This window comes from Deinococcus sp. KSM4-11, from assembly GCF_004801415.1.
Classification (GTDB): Bacteria; Deinococcota; Deinococci; order Deinococcales; family Deinococcaceae; genus Deinococcus.
This window is the reverse complement of record NZ_SSNX01000002.1, coordinates 209,976-231,291: the sequence shown is the minus strand read 5'-3', so window position 1 is coordinate 231,291 and position 21,316 is coordinate 209,976. Positions and strand designations below refer to the sequence as shown.

General features: G+C 69.2%; 15 protein-coding genes. 7 read left to right on the top strand and 8 right to left on the bottom strand.

Annotation, left to right across the window (positions count from 1 at the left end; translation table 11 throughout):
* Positions 1–2: 2 nt before the first annotated feature.
* The 4 genes from E7T09_RS08205 to E7T09_RS08190 all read right to left on the bottom strand — a co-directional run bounded on the left by E7T09_RS08205 (position 3) and on the right by E7T09_RS08190 (position 8,642).
* A complete protein-coding gene (locus E7T09_RS08205; protein WP_136388698.1) occupies positions 3–842 on the bottom strand; it encodes a hypothetical protein in 840 nt (279 codons plus the stop codon).
* On the bottom strand, positions 839–2,380 hold the full coding sequence (locus E7T09_RS08200) for an O-antigen ligase family protein (RefSeq protein WP_136388697.1): 1,542 nt from the start codon (positions 2,378–2,380) through the stop codon (positions 839–841). The genes E7T09_RS08205 and E7T09_RS08200 overlap by 4 nt, the downstream gene beginning before the upstream one ends.
* 13 nt (positions 2,381–2,393) lie before the next feature.
* Positions 2,394–4,076 (bottom strand): polysaccharide biosynthesis tyrosine autokinase, encoded by a 1,683-nt coding sequence (locus E7T09_RS08195; RefSeq protein WP_136388696.1) that lies wholly within the window; start codon positions 4,074–4,076, stop codon positions 2,394–2,396.
* Between the two features lie 1,371 nt (positions 4,077–5,447).
* Positions 5,448–8,642 (bottom strand): glycoside hydrolase family 38 C-terminal domain-containing protein, encoded by a 3,195-nt coding sequence (locus tag E7T09_RS08190; RefSeq protein WP_136388695.1) that lies wholly within the window; start codon positions 8,640–8,642, stop codon positions 5,448–5,450.
* 179 nt (positions 8,643–8,821) lie between these two features.
* Here E7T09_RS08190 and E7T09_RS08185 point away from each other — a divergent pair, with 179 nt between their 5' ends.
* Positions 8,822–9,085 carry a hypothetical protein gene (locus E7T09_RS08185; RefSeq protein WP_136388694.1) on the top strand — a complete coding sequence of 88 codons (264 nt, stop codon included), beginning with the start codon at positions 8,822–8,824 and terminating at the stop codon, positions 9,083–9,085.
* An 836-nt stretch (positions 9,086–9,921) separates the two neighbouring features.
* On the opposite strand, the gene E7T09_RS22420 is transcribed toward E7T09_RS08185, so the two are convergent.
* Entirely contained in the window at positions 9,922–10,044 is a 123-nt protein-coding gene (locus E7T09_RS22420; protein WP_255578412.1) for a hypothetical protein, read from the bottom strand.
* Between the two features lie 144 nt (positions 10,045–10,188).
* Positions 10,189–11,286, bottom strand: a complete 1,098-nt coding sequence (locus tag E7T09_RS08180; protein ID WP_240741687.1) for a kelch repeat-containing protein — start codon at positions 11,284–11,286, stop codon at positions 10,189–10,191.
* 276 nt (positions 11,287–11,562) lie between these two features.
* On the opposite strand from E7T09_RS08180, the gene E7T09_RS08175 reads away from it, so the two are divergent.
* Positions 11,563–12,708, top strand: coding sequence for a hypothetical protein (locus tag E7T09_RS08175; protein ID WP_136388693.1), 1,146 nt, complete (start codon positions 11,563–11,565; stop codon positions 12,706–12,708).
* An 80-nt stretch (positions 12,709–12,788) separates the two neighbouring features.
* On the opposite strand, the gene E7T09_RS08170 is transcribed toward E7T09_RS08175, so the two are convergent.
* Entirely contained in the window at positions 12,789–13,778 is a 990-nt protein-coding gene (locus E7T09_RS08170; protein ID WP_240741725.1) for a LacI family DNA-binding transcriptional regulator, read from the bottom strand.
* A gap of 215 nt (positions 13,779–13,993) precedes the next feature.
* Here E7T09_RS08170 and E7T09_RS08165 point away from each other — a divergent pair, with 215 nt between their 5' ends.
* The 4 genes from E7T09_RS08165 (at position 13,994) to E7T09_RS08150 (ending at position 19,154) form a co-directional block, all read left to right on the top strand.
* Entirely contained in the window at positions 13,994–15,283 is a 1,290-nt protein-coding gene (locus tag E7T09_RS08165) for a sugar ABC transporter substrate-binding protein (protein ID WP_136388691.1), read from the top strand.
* A gap of 69 nt (positions 15,284–15,352) precedes the next feature.
* Entirely contained in the window at positions 15,353–16,249 is an 897-nt protein-coding gene (locus tag E7T09_RS08160; RefSeq protein ID WP_136388690.1) for a carbohydrate ABC transporter permease, read from the top strand.
* Positions 16,246–17,106, top strand: coding sequence for a carbohydrate ABC transporter permease (locus E7T09_RS08155; RefSeq protein WP_240741686.1), 861 nt, complete (start codon positions 16,246–16,248; stop codon positions 17,104–17,106). The genes E7T09_RS08160 and E7T09_RS08155 overlap by 4 nt, the downstream gene beginning before the upstream one ends.
* Complete coding sequence (locus E7T09_RS08150; RefSeq protein ID WP_136388689.1) at positions 17,106–19,154, top strand: beta-galactosidase; 2,049 nt, start codon at positions 17,106–17,108, stop codon at positions 19,152–19,154. The genes E7T09_RS08155 and E7T09_RS08150 overlap by 1 nt, the downstream gene beginning before the upstream one ends.
* Positions 19,155–19,659: 505 nt before the next feature.
* On the opposite strand, the gene E7T09_RS08145 is transcribed toward E7T09_RS08150, so the two are convergent.
* On the bottom strand, positions 19,660–19,920 hold the full coding sequence (locus tag E7T09_RS08145) for a helix-turn-helix domain-containing protein (RefSeq protein WP_136388688.1): 261 nt from the start codon (positions 19,918–19,920) through the stop codon (positions 19,660–19,662).
* Between the two features lie 266 nt (positions 19,921–20,186).
* On the opposite strand from E7T09_RS08145, the gene E7T09_RS08140 reads away from it, so the two are divergent.
* Positions 20,187–20,945: a hypothetical protein gene (locus E7T09_RS08140; protein WP_136388687.1), complete on the top strand. Its 759-nt coding sequence runs from the start codon at positions 20,187–20,189 to the stop codon at positions 20,943–20,945.
* The last annotated feature ends 371 nt before the right edge of the window (positions 20,946–21,316 follow it).

The following is a 21,316-nucleotide window of genomic DNA, read 5'->3' as shown; positions in this document are numbered from 1 at the left end:
TTTTACCTAGCTGAAGGCGGGTTCGGGGTAAAATTCAGCTTCGAGACAATGAGGTTCCGGTCAGCCAGGGTCTTCCAGTAAGGGTTGACCAGCTGCAGGGTAAGGGGTCGCTGCTGCACGTTCAGACGCAGAGGACGCCATGTGGTTCCCACAGGCCGCTGGTACAGCACCGCACCTCCCTCGCTAATCTTAAGGATGGGCAGGGCACTTCTCCCCTTCCGACCCAGTGCCAATACCTGTAATTCCCCAGCGCGGCATGGGGTGAAGGTCAGCGGCACTCCACTAGCCAGCGAGGCAGTGTGAGCCGCCGGATCCAGGTCAATTCCCTTACCCTTAACGAACTGAATCTTCTGAAGATCCTGACAACCCGTGCCGCTGAGCTTGATGTCCCGCAGGAAAATCACCCGTGAATCTGTGGCATAAAAGTCGTTGAGGTAAGCCACGATGACCTCACCAGCTTCAGGAAGCTGGATCTGTACGGTGCGTTCGTGATCAAAAGTAATGGAGGCTAGAATGTCACCGTTGAGGGCCACCGTTAGCTGGGGCTCCTCGACGCCACCTAGTTCCCCATAGGCCGTCACAGCCAGGGTGCCTGCCGAGCAGACTGTAGCCTCCACCCACGCCTCGCCGCCGAAGTGATACCCCTTGCCCTGCCGAACCACGTAATCCTTGCCGCGCTGGTAACCCGGCTTGAACACGGGGGGCTGGGCGCAGGCCGCCACGGCAGGCGACCCCACCTTCAGCTCGCTGGGCTGAATTGAGCGTCCAGTCAGTACGGCCAGGCCCAGGACTGCGACCAATGGCAACGCTCCCAGCGATAGTGCGCGGGTCGTGGTGCTCATGGCGTCCACCGTACCGTCCAGCTGGACTGCGCCAGTGGCTCTGGGCGTATGGCAGATTTCCCCGGATAAAGCGAGAGTTCTACGCGCTGCTGGGGCACCCGGTACAGGTGTCCGCTCAGACGGGTCACCGGGGCCGGCCCACCTTCCGGTACTGTGACTGGAACGATTTGAACCCAGGCACAACTGATCTGGCATGCCTGTAAAGCCAGGCGGTAGTGTCCGGGCGGTATATTCAGGCGCACGTAGGCTGCGTAATCCTGCGGGTCTTTCACCGTGCGGGGAGCGATCAAGGCGCTTAATCGAAAGGATGGCAACGGTAGGCGGGGCAACGCAGTGCTCATCACCGGCGCTGACAAGGCCCCGAGCAGCGCCGTGGCGACCACGCCCCCCGCCCAACCCACGGCCGCAGAGACGGCCGGGAGGCGCACCAGCACCGTGCCGGCTGTGATCCAGAACAGCTCCCCGACAAAGGGCCCCGGCACCAGGAGCGTGTTGTCGTTCGCGGTCGCCACCAGCAGCCCGGTCAGCACCGCGATCCCCAACGCATCGCGCTGCAGGGCCGCTGCCGCGACCACGACACCCAGCAGCACGAACAGCCCCAGCAGCCCCAGTGGGCCGGTCTCGGCGAGCTGCTGCAGCGTGACGTTGTGCGCGATCAGCCAGGGATGCCCCAGGCGGGCGATCCACGCGGGACATGGCGCGGCGCCCTCGGGTGTCGGCCACAGCGTGCAGGGGTCACCGGGCGGCGCAAGCCGGTCGCCAAGCAGGTAACTGCCGACGCCGCCCAGTGGGGCGCTGTGGATCACTGACAGTGCCGAGTACCAGATGACGTCCCGTCCGGACGAGTCGGTCGTGTTCAGTCGTTCCAGGGCGGGAATGCCGAGCTGCTGCCCGGCCACGTACGCGCCGGTGAGGGCTGCGGCGCCGATCACCAGGCCTAGCGCGAGCCGCCGGCCCGAACGTACCGCGAGGCCCAGCACCGCTCCGATGACCGCGGCGGCCAGCGGGCCCCGGCTGCCGCTCAGCAGCAGGATCGCCAGCCCACTGGCCCCCAACGGCACGCGCCACCACACTCGCCCCGTAGCGAACAGCGCGATCCACAGGCCGGCCGCGCCCAGCAGGCCCAGCGTGATGGACGTCATGTACGGGTGCGTCAGCCGCTGCGCGAGCAGGGGTTCCCCCCGCACGAGGGCCACGCCCAGCGCAGTGACGTACGCCAAGGCCAGGCCGAAGCCCATCACGCCCAGCTGGCGACTGCTGCCCAGGAAGGCGCCCGCTGCGATCAAGCCCAGCATCAATGCCGTGCGGCCGAGAGCCAGGACGCTGGCGAGCAGCGGATCCGGAGTCAGGAGGGCCGGCAGCTGCTGGCTGAGGGCGTAGGCACCCAGCACCCACCACACCGGGCGTGGCAGCCGCCGGAGCGCCGGCAACGCCAGCAGCGTGAGAGGGGAGAGGAAGTACACGGCGGGCAGGATCGCCGTCCAGACCCGCAGCCACAGGGGCGCGGGCCCATCGCCCGGGGCCGTGCGGTCACTCATGCGAATTCAGGTGTCAACGCGTGCTGCTGACCGGTTCGGTCGCCGGCCCGAGGATCGGCGCGCTCCCCTGGTCGCTATACGCGTATCCGCCGTACCGGTAGTACGCGTCCCGGCGGCGGCTGACCTTGTTCAGAACCACGCCCAGCACCGGCACGCCCGCCGCGCGGGCATTCTGGAGGCTGCGCTGCACGTCGGCCGTGCGGGTCTTGCCGTTCTCCACGACCATGATCACGCCGTCCGTGTACGGCGCGACCGCCAGCGTGTCAGGCAGCAGCAGCATGGGCGGCGTGTCGATCAGCACGAAATCGTAGCCCTGCGCCCACTGCGCGAGGTGCGCGCTGAAGGCCGGCTGGTTGAGGATGCTGGCGTCACTATCACCCCGCTGCGGCGTCCCGGCCGGCAGCAAATCGACGTTCGGCGCGACGTTCGTGGCATGCGCCGCGTCCGGCCGCGTGAACATCTCGGTGACCGTGACCGCCGGGGCCAGGGACTCGTCCGTGCCGAGCAGCGGGTGCGTGCCCAGCCGCTGCGGTGCCCACACTTTCAGCTGCGTGGGGCGGCGCAGGTCCGCGTCGATCACCAGCACCTTCAGGCCCGTCGCGCCGAGACTCTCCGCGAGCGCCGCCGTCATGGAGCTCTTGCCCTCCCCAGGGTACGAACTGGAGATCGCCAGGCGGCGGTGTTCGCCGTCTTTCAGCATGGACTGGATGTTGATGCGCAGGAAGCCCACGCTCTCGTACAGCGCGCCCCCATGGCTGGCCGCCAGGAAGCCGCCGGCCAGCTGGCGCTTGCGCAGCAGCGGCAACTGCGCGAGCACCGGCAGCCCCATCGGCAGCAGGTCCTCGGGGCCCTCCACACGGCGGCGCAGGCTGTCGGCAATCAGCGCCGCGCCGACCGTCAGGAACAATGTCACCAGCCCGAGCAGCGCGGCGTTCCGCAGCGGTCGCGGCGACACCGGCGCGCGCGGGGCGACCGGCTCCGCCACCGGAATCAGCGTGCCCGTCGCGGCCGTCTCCAGCACCGTCACCTGCGAGAGGTTCTGTAGCAATTGCCCACGCGCGGCGATGAGGCTCTGCTTCTCCAGGGCGTCCGTGGTGCTGCCGATGCGGGCCGTCAGGTTCTGAAGCTGCTGCTGCAGGCTGGAACGGGACCTCACCACGCCCTGCTTGGCCCGGTCGTTGTCCCACGCGAGGAGCGCGTCCACGCCCGCCTGGGCCAGGTCACTGGCCGCCTGTGGAGAGCTGCCCTGGGCGCGGATCTCATACACGCCGCGCTGCTGGGTGTCCAGCCGCGCCCGCACCTTCAGCCGGTTGAAGACATTCGCCTCCAGCTCCCGCGTCAGGTCCGCGCTGATCTTCGACACGGTCGCCGCGTCCAGGCCACTCTTGCCCAGGCGCGCGACGATGTCCGTGACCAGCGAGCGGCTGTGCAGCACCTGATCCACCGCGCCCTGCGGCAGGGGTGGCGCCGTCACCAGCGTGTTGTTGATCAGGGAGTTCTGCGCGTTGGTGTCCACCGCGATCACGCTGGCACTCGCCTCGTAGACTTTCGCCTGCCGGCTGGACAGCACGTAGCCGAGGAGCGCCACGACCAGCGGCACCAGGAGAATCACGGGGAGGTAGCGTCTCAGCGCGCCGAAAATCTGAACCAGGTCAACCTGATCCGCCGCTGAGACTGAAGATGGCGGGTTCTGCATGTCAGGTCAGTCTACGGCCTGCACGCCCCCACCTCTGCGCGGTATCCCATACTCCCAGCTGGAGGCCGTTATCCACACCGGCAACGACAGCGCAATTCATCGCCAGTGCCACAGCGCCCGGCCGCCCCGTCACCGCCGAAATTCTGTCTACAGGTACGGTTGCTCGCGCCTCATCCCGTGCACAGCGGAGCCATATCCACAGGTACAGGAGGCGGCCACGGCCACGCGGCTGGGATGACGCACAGAGGCCGACCACGCGCTCCCTGGACAGACCGCGCGGCCCATGGCACCCGCGGCCTGCAGGATCGCGCCGTCCCCCGGCACCCGGCCAGAGTCCACGCCCACTCCGGCAGGGAGCAGCATCGGCCGGGCACCCTGCCCACACGCTCAGCAGCGTGGCGTGCAGGTGCTTCACCCTCATGTGGTTCCATCAGTACGCCGGCGGGCCGGGAGGCGGGGCCTCCATGGGGGCCGCGTTCCTGACGCTGACCGTCACCGCCCTGGAGGCCAGGGCTGGGAGCACCTTCCCCGCCGATGGCATGGCTGGCGCCACCAACGGCTGGGGCAGGCGCTGGGCGGGGCGCCCCGCTCGCCAGGGTTCGTGAAATAGCCGACCCTGCCCCAGCAGCCGGCACGCTACGCTGACAGGAGTCTGTGCCAGGGGCAAACGCCCAGGAGCTCCTGCCTGTACAAAGGTGAACAAGAGCACATTAATGCCAGGCGGCCGCCCCGTCACAGGACGAGGTTCTGGGTACCGCGCTGGACGGTACCCAGCAATAAATGCTGCCCCAGTGCGGCGCCGTACCTGCAAAAAAACACCAAAAAATACGACAGAGTGCGACACGGTGCGACACGGTTACCTCCCCCGCTGCATGGAGCCGTCCTGGCGCCTGGAGCCTCAATCACACTCCAGATGGGAAGGTGACAGGCACCGACCTGAGAGACCCTCCATCCAGGCGCGATCGGCAAAAAGAGCCGAATGCAGGCACGGAGTCACCTTTCTTTGCGCACTCTGTCGTCCGCGTGGTGCCCTCCGCCACGGCCAGGGAGGAACCGACGGCGTGCCGGGAGCCCGCCCACGGCAGGCCCGGCCACGCCGAGGAGCTCCGCCGCCGAGCGGCCAGCACATCCACGCTCTTACACACGCCAGTCCGATGGCGATCGACGGGCCACGTGACTGCCTCGAGCTCACTCTGCAAAGCGACCCCAGATGACGGTGCCCAGTGCGCCCACAGTTCCGCCACCGTGCCGGCCACGAGGCGCGGTACGAAACCGAACGGCTCCGAACCACCACACGGGAGCGACGCCTCCTGAGACACCGGTGGCCCTCAGCGGGCATGGACACACCCGCGCAGAACAGGGCACGGCGCCTCAGTGGCTGGAACGTGCCTCCGCCCTGACCACACGGAGGCTGGACACCTCAAAAGGTCGCATGGGGATCGTCCAACGAAGCCCGCCGTCAGCAGTGGTCAAGGTGCCCACTCCGCCCTGATCGTCCTCAAGGAGGTTGACACGGGCGACCGTGACGCCCTCTGGTGTGAACAGCTGCACCTCGCCGCGGGCACCGTGCGGCTCGTAGAACCGCAGGATCACGCCGTCTCCATCCTCGGCAGGCTTGAGGGTGCCCAGGGCAACCGGCAGACCGCCCAGCCGGATGGGCAGGGGCGTACCGCCACTTCCGGCACCGACCACCAGCGGGCTGTTCAGGTCGGCGGCCTCGCGCACGACATCCTGCGTCCAGTCGCCACCGTGCGGCAGCAGCGAATACGTGAACTCATGCTCCCCGAGGTCCGCGTGCGCGTCCGGGTAGATGGGGCCGCGCAGCAGCGTAAGGGACAGTTCAGAGCCGTACGCGGCGTGCCCATACCGTCCGTTGTTCAGCAGCGCGAGGCCGAAGCCGGGTTCGCTGAGATCCGCGAAGCGGTGGGCACCCCCCTCGAAGGTCGCGGCGTCGCTGAGCTGGTTCCGGTGCGTCGGCCGCCGTACTGCTCCGAAGGCCGTCTCCAGGGTGGCGAAGTCGCTCCTGGCATTCACGTTGACAAACGCCTTGAGCAGCGTGCGGCGTTCCTGCCAGTCCGCGTGGGTGTGGATGTCCACGCGGGGACTTCCGGCGGTCACGCTGATTGTCTGCGTGATGGTCGAGGAGCGCCACGTCCGCGTGACCCGCACCGCCACGCGCAGGGGGCCGCGTTCGAGCACGTTCACCTGCGCGCCCGGCAGGACGGTTCCGAGGTGGGCGTCCTGGGTGTCGGGGTTGACATCCCAGGCTTCCCACGCGCGCGGCAGGTCGCGGAACGCGACGAGCCGGTGCCCCTGCGGGCCGAGGGCGTCGCGCCCCGCGGCGGTGACCAGCCGGGCGAGGTGCCCGTCCGGGGTGAGAAGGACGCGGAGCAGGGCGTTGCCGAGCCACGTGCCCTCTGGCGTTTCCGTCAGGGTCGCGCTCGCCGTGCCGGAACCGGACGCGCCACCTGGCGTGAGGGTGACGCTCCCGAGGGGCGGCACGCTGACGGTGGAGGAGACGAGCAGGGTTCCGCCCTCGACGGTCTGGGCTGGCAGCGCCGCACCGTCCACCTCCCAGAAACCAGCGCCGGGCACGATCACCTGGAGCGGGCGGGGGAAGAGCGAGGCGTTGACGACGGTGACGCCCTCCCCCTCGCCCTGGAGTGCCTGGTCGCGCGCGGCCGTGACTCCGTCGAGCGCGGCCATCAGGGTCGGCTCCGCCTCGGCGTACACCTCCCGGATGGAACTTCCGGGAAGCACATCGTGAAACTCGTGGAGCAGGTGTGTTTTCCAGTGGCGTTCCAGCCCGGCCTGCGCGCCGGCATCCTCCCGGCCATTCCAGCGGGCGAGCGCGAGTGCCACGTCGGCCTCGACCAGCCGGGCCTCGAGTTGCCGGTGCAGCCGCTTGGTGCGGCCCTGCGAGCTCAGCGTGCCGCGGTGCAGCTGGAAGTACAGTTCCCCCACCCACACCGGCAGTCCCTCGCTGGGCAGCGCGGCGTAGAACTCGTCCACGCGGGCATGCCGCAGCCGGGGCATGCCGGGGTACTCGCGCAGCCGCTCGTACCGGTCGAGCATGGGGGCGCTCGGGCCACCCGCGCCGTCGCCCAGACCGTAGGTGAAGAGCGTCTCGGGCGCGCGGCCCCGCCACCCCGGCGTGGCCGCCGCCCGGTCGTGGCCGCTCACGCGCAGCAGGTGCTCGGGACTGATGTCACCGTTGTAACTGCCCAGGGCCTCGGCGCCGTAGATGTCGTTCTTGAACATGTGTCCCAGGACGCGCGAGCCGTCGATGCCCTCCCACCACCACAGGTCGTGCGGGAAGGCGGTCGTCTCATTCCACGACAGCTTGGTGGTGAAAAACCCGCTGACGCCGCCCTGCTGCAGCAGCTGCGGCAGCTGACCGGTGAAGCCGAACGTATCCGGCAGCCACGCCACGGTGCTGCGCCGGCCGAACTTCTCCTGGAAGTAGCGCTGGCCGTACAGCAGCTGCCGCGCCAGGGACTCCCCGCCGCTCATGGCGGCGTCCGGCTCGACCCACATGCCGCCCACCGGCTCCCAGCGGCCCTCACGCACGCGCTCGGCAATGCGTGCGAACAGCTCCGGATGTTCCTCCTCGATCCACGCGTACAGCTGCGCCGAGGACTGGTTGTAGGTCATGTCCGGATAGCGATCCATCAGGTTCAGCACCGTCTCGAAGGTTCGGGCGCCCTTGCGCCGCGTTTCCGCAAAGGGCCACAGCCACGCCAGATCCAGGTGCGCGTGGCCGCTCAGCGCGAGGGCGCCCCGTGGGGGGAACGCGGCCAGGAGCTGCCCGAGCCGGGCCGTGAGCTTCTCCCGCGCTGCCTTGACGCCCTGCAGCACGTCCCGGGACAGCGGCAGCGCTTCCCCCACCGGCGGCGTCGACCACAGCCGGCCCATGTCGGCCCCGACGCCCGCGCCCGGACGGCCCGCGTACGCGGCGGGATCGGAGGGCCACGTCAGCCCGGCCAGGGCGTCCTCGGCGGCGCTCAGCAGATGCGCCGCCACGACCTCACCGCCGAGCCCCTGCACGACGTCCAGCAGGACGCTCAGGTCGGTGGCCAGGGCGGTCACGTCGGGTTCCGGCTGCGCGAGCCTCGCCACGCGCAGCGTCGGTTCGGGGTTGTGCGCCCCGAACAGGCCCTTGGGCACCGCGTCGATGGTGACGGTTACCTGCTCACCGGGCCGGGCCGTGACCGGGAAGCGCCGGTGGTGCGGGTTCAGGCCGCCCGCCCCGCCGCAGGACAGCCGCACCAGACCCTCGCCACCCACGTCGAGTTCCAGCTCCGCACGCTCGAATCCCGCCGGAACGGTGAAGGTCGACTCGAAGCGCACCGGGCCGCCCGCGACCGCGCCGTCCACCCGCGGCCACGGCTGGCCCAGCCGCACCGGTACGGGCGCGTCGCCCGGAAAGGTGAAGGTCCACGCCTCCAGTTCGGTGTGGGCCCGGTCGGCCCAGGCGCGCAGTTCAGCGAGGTGCCGTCCCAGGACGACGCGGCGCTGCTCGGAGGTGAGGTGCCAGGTGGTGGGGGTACGGTCCGGGGTGGTCATGGTGGGCTCCTTGTGTCCGTGATACCAGACGGCGCGGCCCTGGGAGGCCACTCCAGGGCCGCGTGGAGGGCAGGTCATCCCTGTGTAGATTCGCGGTGGGGGGCACCTGGCCCCCCAATGCCGAAGGTCTGGTCAGCCGTTGGACTTGTGCCGCTGACATCCGCCCGATACCGTAACGCATGGACGTTCACGTGCCGGAGTTCGAACTGCGCTGGCGGATGGCCGTGAGGCTGTTGCAGGCGCTGCCGCTGCTGCTCGCGCTGGTCATCGTGGCGGGCCTGGCCCTGACCACGCTCCACGCCCCGCTGTACGCCATCGCGGTCGGGTCGGGCCTGTCCGGACTGCTGGCCGCCCTGGCCGTGGTGCGGAGCGTGACCTGGGCACCTGGCACCCGGACGCCGCGCGAGGCTGTCCCGACGACCGAACCGCTCACCAGCGCGTGATCTCGTCCAGGCTCCGCGTGGCCCGACCCGCGTTGCCACGGCTGGAGGCGTCCCTGCGGCGTCCGCTCCGCGTCAGTGGGATCACATGACCCCGCCGGGGTGTAAGGGAGTGGCGGCCCATGACTGCGATTCACGCAGCGACCTCAGTGGCCTGATTTCCAGGCTGTGAAGGGATGTCCTGAGCCAGGGCGCGCGCCGCGACGCAGCGGGAGACGTCACGGCCCGAGCCGGAGAAGGTCGCCGATCTGCCGGACAACGGCAAGCAATGCTTGCGGACGGTCGTGCTCGAACCCGACGATCAGATGTTCGGCCCGGTGGGCAGCACCTGCAACGCCTGCGAGGAATCCGATCCAAGACGTGCCGCCGTCTGGGTGAATGGCGCAGCGGGCCACGCGGGTCGACCGCCCCCGACCGGAGGGAATCTGGGAGGAACTGACGTGCCGTCGAGGCACTCTCCGTCCTGCAGGACGGCTGGCCGGACGGCTCCCCGCTGCGGGCCGGAACAAGGCGTTCGGGAAGAACCAGGGGAACGGCACCGCCAACCCGCTGGGCCTGGCCTGTGACATAGGCCGCGCCGTTGCTCAGGGCCAGGTGTTTGTGTGGAGGTTCGCGGTTCCACGACCCGGACGAGGCTTCGAATCCAAGGTCATACCCGCGTCGCGGGGCCACGCAGCACTCCCTGACTGGCTTCCAGCACGGCCCGACAACCAAGGGCTGCCGGTCGACGTGCAGGTCGCGCTGCTGTACATGGCTGACGGCAACGGCCGGAGCGACCGCGTCGCCCATCCCGCTCCCTGGGTCGTGCCCCAGCCACTGGGCGTGCCCGGGACGGCCGCTCAGTCGCCGAGGCTCTCGGCGTCACTGAGCGTGCGGACGCCACGGGGCGGAGCGGATCGGGTGAACCGTGAGAGCACCCTGGGCCACCAGCGCAGGGGTGAGGAAAGTGAGGGGAACGTCATGCCCTCAGTGTGCGCATTCCTACCTGACGCCGCTTTGATGATCTGTGGAGCGGGTCTTTAGAAACCGGGTGGGTAAGAAGGGGGTGAGAGTCCGCCCAAGAAGCGCCCGAATAGGGCGTGCTGGGTGCTCCGCCCGCGTGGCCATCAGTGCCCCGTCCAGGTGTTGTCCACCGGGCCTTCGGCGGTGGAGCCGGTCGTGACGACCAGGGTGTTCGCGATGACGTCCGCAACCGGCGACTGCCGGGGCCCGGGCAGGGACGTCAGGGGCGCCCACTGATCCGTCGCCGGGTCGTAGGCCGTCACCTCGTCGCTCTCCAGGCCCTCGTTGGCCCCCGCGTGGGTGGCCAGCGTCACGCCGCCCACCACCACCAGCCGGGAGCCCAGCACGATGGTCGACGCCGTGATGTGGCCCAGCGGCATCGGGAGGGACGCGACGGCCGTCCAGGTATCCGTGGCCGGATCGTAGCGGTCGACGTCGGTCTGGTCACTGTAGGCCTCGTTGCCCAGGTGCTGTCCACCGACTGCATAGATCATGCCGCCCAGCACGGCGCCGCCCAGATGGTTGCGGGGGTTTGGCAGTGGCGCCGCCTGACGCCACGTGGTGGGGGCGTCCAGCGACAGCACCAGGTGGTCACCGTCGTCCTGCAGGTAATGCCCGTCCGCCGTCCGTTCGGTGCCGCCGAAGTAATGCAGTTCACGGCCCAGCCGCACCAGCGCGCCCGCCCCACGGGCACGGGGCAGCGGCGGCATGGCCGTCCAGTGGTCGGCCGTGGTGTCGTACTTCCACACGTGATCCGTCTGCGGTCCCGGATGATTCCCCAGAAATCCGCCCGCCACATAGAGGACGGTGCCGTCCACGGCCACGCCAGCGTGCGTGACGGCGTCCGGAATGTCGTTCAGCGTGGCCCACTGGTCGGTGGCTGGATCGTAGACATGGGCGGCCCGGGTCGCGATCGGCTGTCCGTCGACATTTTTGTCAAACCCTCCGAAGACGTACAGGCGCCCGTTCACCGCTGCGCCCTGACCCTCGTACAGCGGGATGGGGCTGGCGGTGTGCTCGACCCAGCTCAGGGGTGCCGGGTCGGGCGGCCCCGGCACGGGCGTGGGATCGGGCGTGGAGGTGGGCACCGGTGTGACCTGCGGGGTGGGGGTCGCTGTCGGCCCGGCACACGCGATGAGCAGCGCGGTCAACAGGGCCGCGGCCGACCAGTGGCGGGCACGGGCAAGGTGGGAACTGGGCATTCGGGTGAACCTCCAGAGGGAAACGGGCCACGATCACCTGGGCCCAGGACGTCAGGGTGCGGACGGTCAGAGACGGAGAGCCAGCCGGGCGGTCGGCCGATGTGGCCACGGTCCACCCAGACCAGGGCGGATTGCCTCCCTGGCGCGAGCGTAGGGGAGCGCGTCTCACGGTTCCCTGAACGCCGGCCGGCGTTCCGTTCGTGAAGATCTGACGCGCCGGGTCGGGGTGGGCCTCCGCCCCGGCGGCGTTCATCCAGCTTCGCTACAGTGGGCCCGATGACATGGACGGACGGTGAAGCGGTGACCGACCACCGCCGCGCGCGGCGCCGGGCCACGTGGCTCCTGCTGTGGCCGCTGGCTGGGCTGGCCGCGCTGATCGGCGCGCTCCTGCTGTGGCCACGGATCGCGCCAGTGCCGATGGACGGCCTGCAGGTGAGCCGCGTGTGCGGTGAGGACGTGAACTGTGTGGGGCGGGAACTGCGCCGGATCGTGGCGCGCACCGATCCGCGCACGGCCCTGCGGATCGCCACGGAACTGGTGCGTCAGCCGGCCTTCGCCAGCGAGGGCCATCCCTTCGCACATGAGATCGGGTACGCCACGGCCTCGAAGTACGCCACGCTGGGCGAGCAGCTCCAGGCGTGTGGGGATACGCTGGGCAGCGGCTGCTATCACGGCGTGCTGATGCTCTACATCGGCCGGCCGGAGAATGCCCACGCCGACCTCTCGGCCGTCTGCGCCGGGTACCGCGGCCAGGGGCCGCCCGCGATGTACACCGACTGCGTGCACGGCATCGGGCACGGCCTGATGATGCGCGCCCTGATGGCCGCGCCCGGGCCGGGAGGCTGGCCACAGCTCCGGGAGGCCCTGCGGGGCTGCGAGGGCATGCGTCAGGCGGGGGAGACCGAACGGTTCTTCTGCACGGGCGGCGTCTTCATGGAGTACCGCGTCGCGGCGACCATGAAGGCGTTCCATTACCCCACGCCGCCCACCTACCGCAGCGGGGATCCGGCGTGGCCGTGTACCCAGGTGCAGGGTGTGGAGCGCACCGCGTGTTACAGCTACCAGGGCACCCTGATTGCCCTGCGGTCGCGCACGGCCGCCGCGGCCTTCGCGGTCTGCGCGCACGCCGGGGGCGTGGCGGCGCAGGCCTGCGCGTCGAGCATATCCCGTGACCGGGTGACCGGAACCCTGGCGGTGGACCGGCCGTACGTGCAGCGGCTGTGCCCGCAGGCGGCCGACCCGGCGCTCCGGCACACCTGCTATACGGATGCCGCCCGCTACTACCTGTACCTGAACCGCGATCTTCCCGGTGCGCTCAGCATGTGCGCGGCCTCAGGTGCGCGCGAGCAGTCCGCATGCGAGGTCGTCATCCGGCATGACGCCGAGGCGGAATACCAGATCGGCAGGGCGGCGCCGCTGTAACCGCGGGCCGGTTCACAGCCGGGTTCCGCTTCGCCAGTCCGGCCGCACCCGGCACGGACATCGGGAACCCAAGTAGACCGTCACCGGGTGCGGATGGAGCCGCGCTCGACGATCACGGTGGGCACCTCCACCGAGCGGGGCGACAGGTTTCCGTTGATGCTGTCCATCAGGGCGTCTAGGGCGGTGCGGGCCAGCAGGTCGTAGTTGTGGTTCACGCTGGTCAGTGGAGGGGAGACCACCTGCGCGACGAAGATGTCGTCGAACCCGGCCAGGGACAGGGTACCGGGGACGTCCACGCCCTGTTCCCGCGCCCCGGCGAGCGCGCCCGCGGCGACGAGGTCGTTGATGCACACCGCCGCCGTGGGCTGCACGCCACCCGCGAGCAGGGTGGCCATGGCGGCGCGCCCGGCATCGATGGTCAGTCCCGTCACCTGCCGCCAGTGGGCCGGGGCGTCCGGGTGCAGCGCGTCGTATTCACGCAGCTTGTCGAGGCTGGTCGTCACGTCGTTCCGCCCGCCCAGAAAGGCCACGTCCCGGTGGCCCCGGGCCTGCAGCAGGTTCAGCAGGGCGCGCATGCCGGCCGCCTCGTCGGAGCGGATCCGCGCGGCGACGGGCACGCCGGGCAGGTCGCCGTTCACGACGACCACCGGAAGGCGCTCGGCCACGTCGTGCACGGCTTGCAGGTCTTCCGGATCCGGGGCGGCGTCGTTGGCGAGGCCGCCGAGGTACAGCAGGCCGTCCACCTGCCGCTCGGCCAGGGTGCGCAGGTGCGTGCGTTCCAGCTCGCGGAGGCTGACGGTGTTGCCCAGGATCATGGTGTATCCGCGTTCGAAGGCACCGATCTCCAGTTGCAGAAACAGCTGCGAGAAGAAGGGATTGCCGATGTCGGGGAGGATGCAGCCGATGGTGTGGGAGCGGTGATGGTAGAGCGTCTGCGCGATCCGGTTGGGCCGGAACCGCAGGTCCTGCATGGCGCGCTCGACCCGCTCGCGCAGGTCGGCGTTCACGGTGGTGTGGCCGTTGAGGACGCGCGACGCGGTGGAGACCGAGACCTGGGCGCGGGCGGCAATGTCGTAGATGGTCGGGGCTTTCTTGCGGATACGTTCCCCCTTGCGAAACCGGTTGCTCAGAATGTATGCTTCAACCGTTCAACAATCAAATCCCGCGCTCGACGGCCTTGCCCTCGCTGCTCACCGCGCCGGATTGACCCTGAAGGGCACCGTTGTGCCCCGCCGAGAAACCGGTTGCTGAACGCCGGTACAGTCCCAGCCACACAGGAGAATCCATGAAGAAGACCGCGCTGATCACTGCCCTCACCCTCGCCACCCTGTCCGCCGCCACCAGCGCCGCCGCGCAGGGCAACGCGCTGTCCGGCACCGTCACCGTGTGGTCCTGGGACGTGGCCGCCAAGGCGCTGCAGGCCACCATTCCCAGCTTCAACGCCAAGTACCCGAACGTGAAGGTCAACGTCGTCGACCTCGGCAACCAGAACACCTACGACCGTGGGCTGGCTGGCTGCGCCGCCGGTGGCGCCGACCTCCCGGACGTGTATTCCATCGAGAACAACGAGGCGGAAGTCTTCTGGGCCCGCTTCCCCGACTGCTTCACTGACCTGAACACCCTGGGCGCCGACAAGGTCGCCGCGCAGTTCCCGGCCTTCAAGTGGACGGAGCTCATGGTCGGGAACAAACGCTACGCCATGCCGTGGGATTCGGGTCCCGTCGTGATCTTCTACCGCCGTGACCTGTACCAGCAGGCCGGCGTGAACCCCACCGCCATCAAGACCTGGGACGACTTCCTGGCCGCCGGCAAGAAGGTCAGCGCCAAGTTCGGCGGCAGCGTCAAGATGGGCGCCGTCGGCAACGGTCAGGACGACGAATGGTTCCGCATGCTGGCCAACCAGAACGGCTGCTTTTACTTCGACAACGCCGCCACCCAGGTCACCGTCGCCAAGAGCGGCTGCGTGAACGCCCTGGAGACTGTGAAAAAGCTCATCGGCGGCGGCGTCCTGATGACCACCGACTGGGGCGGCCAGATCACCGCCTTCAAGGCGAACAAACTCGCCAGCGCCATGTTCGGCGCGTGGTACGAGGGCACCATCCGCACCAACGCCCCGGATCAGAAGGGCAAGTGGGGCGTGTACCCCATGCCCGCCAGCAAGGCCGGCGGCGTGCGCGCCAGCAACCTCGGGGGCAGCGCCCTGGCCCTTCCCGCCGCGAGCAAGAACAAGGACGCCGCCTACGCCTTCATCCAGAATGCCCTGGCCACCACGAACGGCCAGGTGACCATGCTCAAGAGCGAGGGTCTGGTGCCCAGCCTGCTCACGGCCGCCAAGGACGCTTACGTGGCGCAGCCGCAGCCGTACTGGGGCGGGCAGAAGGTCTGGCAGACCATCCTCGACACGCTCGGTGACGTGCCCCAGGCGCGCGGCACGCAGTACTTCCAGGACGCCCGGCAGGTCATGATCGTCGTGCAGGCGGACTACGTGAAAGGCAAGTACAAGACCGCACAGGACGCCCTGGACGACGCTGCGAAGAAGATCAGCAGCGCCACCGGCCTGCCCGTCGCGAAGTAAGCACTCCGGCGGGGGCGCGGCGAGCTGGACAGCCGCGTCCCTTGCCGTTCCTGCCACAGGAGCTCCCCCATGACCACCACTCTGTCCCCGCAGAGGTCTGCGCGCGCCCGGCCCCGCTCGCCGCTCGCGCCGTACCTGTTCCTGCTGCCGTACCTGCTGATCTTCCTGAGTTTCTGGGCGTGGCCGATCGTCAGTTCCTTCCTGATGTCTTTCAAGGACTCCCGCCTGGGCGCCACCGCGCCCTACGGCCTGAGCAACTGGTCGCGGCTGATCCACGACGAGTTCTTCGGCACCGCCCTGAAGAACACCCTGCTGATCATGATCATCCAGGTGCCCGTGATGCTGAGCATCGCCACGGCGCTGGCGGTCGCACTGAACAGCCGCCTGCTGCGCGCCGCCGGCCTGTTCCGCTTCGCGTTCTTCGCGCCGCTGGTGGTCGGCACCGTGGCCTATTCGGCCGTGTTCCGCCTGCTCTTCAACACCGATTACGGCATGGTGAACCGCGCGCTGCACGGCCTTGGCCTCGCGCCCGTGGACTGGCTCAACCAGGCCGGCCCCGCCATGAGTGTCCTGATCATCGCCATGACGTGGCGCTGGACCGGCTACAACGCCATCATCCTGCTGGCCGGACTGCAGGGCATTCCAGGAGACGTCTACGAGGCCGCGTCGCTCGACGGCGCGAGCCCATGGCAGCAGTTCTGGCGGATCACGCTGCCGCTCCTGCGGCCCAGCCTGCTGTTCTGCCTGGTGCTGAGCGTGATCGGCACGCTGCAGCTCTTCACCGAGCCCGCCCTGATCACCAACAGCGGCCCGGGCAACGCCACCATGACGCTCGGCACGTACCTGTACCAGCAGGGCTTCCGGTCGTTCAACTTCGGGTACGCCAGCGCCATCGCGTACACCGTGGCGGCCATCGCGGCGATCTTCAGCGTCATCCAGCTGCGCCTCTTCGGGCGGGAACAGTGACCGCCGCCCCCCGCGATCCACGCGGCCAGCAGGCCCGCGACCGTCTCAACGGCACGCTGCTGCACGTCATCCTGGTGCCGCTGGCGCTGCTGTTCCTCGCGCCGCTGTGGATGATGCTGGTCTTCGCCACCCACCCGGACACCGCGATCTTCAGTCCCACGCCCCCCCTGTGGTTCGGGGCGAACTTCGCTGAGAATTTCCGCGGCCTGCAGGCCGACACGAACTTCCTGCGCACCCTGCTCAACTCGGTGGTGATCGCCAGCGTCTACACGGTGCTGAGCATGCTGCTGACCAGCCTGGGCGGCTTCGCCTTCGCCAAATACGACTTCCGGGGCAAGAACGTCCTGTTCGGCGTGATCGTCGCCACCCTGACCATCCCGGCCTTCGTGACGATCATTCCGCAGTTCATCCTGGTCGCCCGCGACCTGAAGATGAGCAACACCTTCCAGGCGGTGATCCTGCCCTCGCTGGCGAACACCATCGGCATCTTCTACATGCGCCAGGCCTTCCAGACCGTGCCCACCGACCTGCTGCACGCCGCGCGCATCGACGGGGCGAGCGAACTGCGTCTCTTCTGGCAGATTGCGCTGCCGGTCGTGCGTCCCGCCCTGGCGGCCCTGGCGATCCTGCTGTTCCTGGCGTCCTGGAACGACTACCTGTGGCCGCTGATCGTGCTGACGCAAAAGGACAGCTACACCATGCCCGTCGCGCTCGGCACCCTGGTGGGCCTGACGCGCGTGTCGTGGGGCGGCCTGATGGTCGGCACAGCGATTGCCACCGTGCCGTTCCTGGCGCTGTTCCTGGCACTGCAACGCCATTTCGTGGCCGGCATCGCCGGTGGGGCGGTGAAGGACTGATGCCCCGCGTCCCAGCCGTGCCGCACGTGATCTACGGCGCCGACTACAACCCCGAACAGTGGCCGCCGGAGGTGTGGCGCGAGGACGTGGCCCTGATGCGGGAAGCGGGCGTCAACCTGGTGTCCCTCGGCATCTTCTCGTGGGCGCTGCTGGAACGGGCGCCCGGCGAGTTCGACTTCGCGTGGCTCGATGAGGTCATGGAGCTGCTGCATGCCGGTGGTATCGGCGTGAACCTGGCCACTGCCACCGCGTCGCCACCGCCGTGGCTGTCCACGCTGTACCCGGACTCGCGCCCCGTCACGGTGGACGGCGTGCGGCTGGAGGTCGGCGGCCGACAGCTGTACTGCCCCAGCCACCCGGGCTTCCGGGCGCACGTGGCCACGCTCGTGCGGGCCATGGCCGACCGCTACGGCACGCACCCGGCCGTGCAGCTGTGGCATGTGGGCAACGAGTACGGCTGTCATATCGACCAGTGCTACTGCGACACCTGCGCCGTGAAGTTCCGCGCGTGGCTGCGCGCGCGGTACACCACCCTGGACGCCCTGAACGCCGCGTGGGGCACGGCCTTCTGGAGCCAGCATTACGGCGAGTGGGCGCAGATCCAGCCGCCCCGTCGCGCGCCCACCTACGCCAACCCCACCCAGCAGCTCGACTGGCGGCGCTTCTCCAGCGACAACATCCTGGAGCTGTACCAGCTGGAGGCCGGCATCCTGCGTGACGTCACGCCGGACATCCCCGTCACCACCAACTTCCTGGGCTTCCTGCCCGGCCTGGATTACTTCGAGTGGGCGACGCACGAGGACGTCGCCTCGGTCGACGCCTACCCCGACCCGGCCGCCGCACATCCGCACCTGGAGGCCGGCATGATCTTCGACCTGACCCGCAGCCTGCGCGGAGGGCAGCGCTGGATCCTGATGGAACAGGCCACGAGCGCCGTGAACTGGCGCGCCATCAACGCTCCCAAGGCGCCCGGCCTGACGCGGCTGCTCAACCATCAGGCGCTCGCCCACGGCGCGAGCGGAATCATGTACTTCCAGTGGCGGGCCTCAAAGGCCGGCGCGGAGAAGTACCACAGCGCCCTGGTGCAGCACCCCGGCCCCCAGCGCACCCGCGTGTGGCGGGAGGTCGTGGCCTTCGGCGAGGAACTCCGGACCCTCACGCCGCTGCTGGACGCCCGCGTGCGGGCCCGCGTGGGAATCGTGTTCGACTGGCACAGCCGCTGGGCGCTGGAACTCGACAGCAAGCCCGCCCAGCTGAGCCTGATGCCGCTGGTGCAGGCGTGGTACGCCGCGCTTCGGCAGCTCGGGCAGAACGTGGACTTCGTGCATCCCGGCGGCGACCTGGGCGCCTACGACCTGCTGGTCATGCCGAACTCGTACCTCCTGACCGATGCGGACGCCACGAACGTCCGTGCCTACGTGCAGGGCGGCGGGCATCTCGTCACCGGGTTTTTCAGCGGCATCGTCGACGGGCACGAGCACATCGGCCTGGGCGGCTACCCCGCCAGCCTGCGGGACGTCCTGGGCCTGTGGGTCGAGGAGTGGGTGCCCCTGCACCCCGACGAACTCACCCACGTCCGCTTCACCGGTGCGGCGACGCCCGTGCCCGCCACCACCTGGGCCGAGGTAATCCACCCGACCGGCGCCGAGGTGCTCGCAACGTTCCAGGACGGCTACTGGCAGGGTGGCCCGGCCATCACCCGCCATGTCAGCGGGCAGGGACAGGCCACCTACATCGCCACCCAACTGCCCGAACAGTCACTCATGGACGTGCTCAGAGGCGCCCTGACCGACGCCGGCATGCCCCACACCACGCTGCCCCCCCACCTCGACGTGACGCTCTCCGAGACGCAAGGCGGCCTGATCCTTCACCTGCTCAACGCCCACCGCGCCGACCCCGTGCAGGTGACCGTGCCGGGCACGCTCCACACGCTGGACGGGCAGCCCCTCGCCCAGCCCCTCACCCTGGAACCCTATGGCGTGCGACTCGTTCGGGTGCCCGCCGGATTCAGCGTGGCGGACATCACGGTGGTGGCCGGCCGCCACTAGGGTCGTGTTCTTGACTGAGGGTGGCTTTCCGTGCTGACAGCGCCGCCGGATTCTACCCTCGGCACGTTTGGCGGGTGAAGGTCGGCGAGGGGCTGCCGGTAGCCCGTCGTGTCGGCCGGCCGGCGACCAGAACTGGCACGGGACTGGCCTTGGGCGTTGATGCCCGGGGCGACGGTGTCCACGCCTGCTGACGGATGCGTGGGGTCGTCGATCTGGCCACTCCTCGGGTCGCCGAGTGCCAGGGCGCGGCGCAGGTCACTCCGCCCGAATGCGCTGTTCAGGGTGCACTGCGCCGGCTTCTCGGTTTGCTGTGCCGGGGCGCTGGAGGGCGTACAGCGTGGCGCGGAGCCGCCCGCGAGTGCCGAGAGACCAGCGAGTCCTGTCCGTCCAGGCTCACCTGGGCCAGCCAGTTGCGTCCGCCAGCGGCCAGGGTGAGCCGCCGCGCCCGATCCGGTCGATTGACCCTACCGTGTGTTCGATGGCCGCGGGAAGCCCGGAGCTCGCCTCATCCACTGGGCGGTTCAGCATGCTCCTCGGGGGTCTGGAGGAGCGTGGCCAGGTCAAGTCCAAGCGCGTGGGCCAGCGCGGCCATGTTGTCGATGCCGATATTGCGCTCACCGCGCTCGACCTGGGCCACGTAGTTCCATGCGATATCCGCCCGGTCACCGACGTCCTCGAGGGTGAGACTTTGGCGGCGCCGTTCGGCACGCAGCCGAGCGCCGAACAGCCGGCGCTCGGCACTCGGCGCTCGTTTCGTTGTGGGCATTCCCGCAGCATCCCGCGCGCTATCTGTTGTGGTACAGCAACTCTTGGTGCTATACTTCTTGGTATGGTTCTTGTCGTTGGAGTTCGCGGCGCCGTGACACAGCCCCAGCGTCGCCGATGGACGGTGTGGGCGCTGTGATCGCTGAACCTGCGTGCCCTATTGAGCGTGCCCAGCCCCGGGACGGCGACGCCATCCGTGAGCTCCTGACCCGGCAGGTGTCGGATGGGTCGGCACGCTACGACGCGTGGATGCCCCACCACTCGGTCATGCTCGACGTGCTCGGCTTCGAGCAGCCTGAGATCTGGATCGTTCGGCAGCAGGGCCAGGTCGTTGCGGTCGGGTGGTATGACTTCGTGACGGCAGGCGAGATCCGCGTCGTCGTGGTCACCGATACCTCTTCCACGCACCACATCGATCCGCTGCTGGATCGCCTCGAACAGTCGATGCACGCGCTGATCCAGCGACACAGGATCACGGCTGTCCACGCGTGGTTGCCGGCGCCGCTACTCGCCACCCTGCAGCCGGTCTACGTCCGTCACGGCTGGCGGCCGCACACCCAGTGGTATGCCCACCTAACCGACACCCGGCCGATGGGCGACACGCTCAGAGGTGTGCTGGCCACCGCCCGCGAAGCGGGGATCACCGTGCGCGCCGCGGAAGCTGCGCAGGCACGGGTGTGGCCCGCGCCTCAGACCCGCGACCGTGGCCCACGGTGGGAAGCGTACGTCAACGGCCGCGTGGTGGCGACCAATGGCATTGACATCCACGCGGAGCAGGGGCGGGTCGTGTGGGTTGATCCACGGTGGCGGGTGACAGGGGAGCGGCCCGCGCTGGTAACGGCGGCGCTGCTGGCGCAGATCGTGCTGGATGGAACCGTGAATCTGCTGGTGTCCCGGTCGTCCGTGGCGCCCTACGCCAGCTGGGTGACGCCAGCGTTCACGCCGTTGAGCGTTCATGGGTGCTCGTGGGCGGTGACGGGTCGCGACGGGATGCTGCCTTCACCTGCATTGGTGGGGGGAGGCTGAGCCTTCTGCGGCCCAATTCCGCGCAGCGCTTACAGACACGATCCTGGATCAACGGGATACATCAACATGCGCCGGTCGGTTCTGGGTGCCGACCGGTGGCACGGTGGTGCCTCTGAGCCTGCGGTTCGCTCCATGCCTGCCCACTTCCTTCTCGACCTGTCAGGAGCGCCGCCCCTGCCATTGCGTATTGGGCGATGCAGGCCCGGCACGTTCGTCAGACCTTGCCGGGGGAACGGTTCAACACGGGCATGCAGTCCTCGAGGCGTCGCAGCATTCGGTGGATGCCGTGCCGGTGGTCGACCTGCGGCCGCCCTCTTGAGGGCTCCTCTGGACGCCGAGGGGTGCTCAACTCGGTACGGTCATCCACCGAA

What these genes read in the sequence shown, in the direction of transcription:
- E7T09_RS08205 (WP_136388698.1), bottom strand. Translation starts at nt 842, where the DNA reads ATGAGCACCACGACCCGCGCACTATCGCTGGGAGCGTTGCCATTGGTC.
- E7T09_RS08200 (WP_136388697.1), bottom strand. Translation starts at nt 2,380, where the DNA reads ATGAGTGACCGCACGGCCCCGGGCGATGGGCCCGCGCCCCTGTGGCTG.
- E7T09_RS08195 (WP_136388696.1), bottom strand. Translation starts at nt 4,076, where the DNA reads ATGCAGAACCCGCCATCTTCAGTCTCAGCGGCGGATCAGGTTGACCTG.
- E7T09_RS08190 (WP_136388695.1), bottom strand. Translation starts at nt 8,642, where the DNA reads ATGACCACCCCGGACCGTACCCCCACCACCTGGCACCTCACCTCCGAG.
- E7T09_RS08185 (WP_136388694.1), top strand. Translation starts at nt 8,822, where the DNA reads ATGGACGTTCACGTGCCGGAGTTCGAACTGCGCTGGCGGATGGCCGTG.
- E7T09_RS22420 (WP_255578412.1), bottom strand. Translation starts at nt 10,044, where the DNA reads ATGACGTTCCCCTCACTTTCCTCACCCCTGCGCTGGTGGCCCAGGGTG.
- E7T09_RS08180 (WP_240741687.1), bottom strand. Translation starts at nt 11,286, where the DNA reads ATGCCCAGTTCCCACCTTGCCCGTGCCCGCCACTGGTCGGCCGCGGCC.
- E7T09_RS08175 (WP_136388693.1), top strand. Translation starts at nt 11,563, where the DNA reads ATGACATGGACGGACGGTGAAGCGGTGACCGACCACCGCCGCGCGCGG.
- E7T09_RS08165 (WP_136388691.1), top strand. Translation starts at nt 13,994, where the DNA reads ATGAAGAAGACCGCGCTGATCACTGCCCTCACCCTCGCCACCCTGTCC.
- E7T09_RS08160 (WP_136388690.1), top strand. Translation starts at nt 15,353, where the DNA reads ATGACCACCACTCTGTCCCCGCAGAGGTCTGCGCGCGCCCGGCCCCGC.
- E7T09_RS08150 (WP_136388689.1), top strand. Translation starts at nt 17,106, where the DNA reads ATGCCCCGCGTCCCAGCCGTGCCGCACGTGATCTACGGCGCCGACTAC.
- E7T09_RS08145 (WP_136388688.1), bottom strand. Translation starts at nt 19,920, where the DNA reads ATGCCCACAACGAAACGAGCGCCGAGTGCCGAGCGCCGGCTGTTCGGC.
- E7T09_RS08140 (WP_136388687.1), top strand. Translation starts at nt 20,187, where the DNA reads ATGCTCGACGTGCTCGGCTTCGAGCAGCCTGAGATCTGGATCGTTCGG.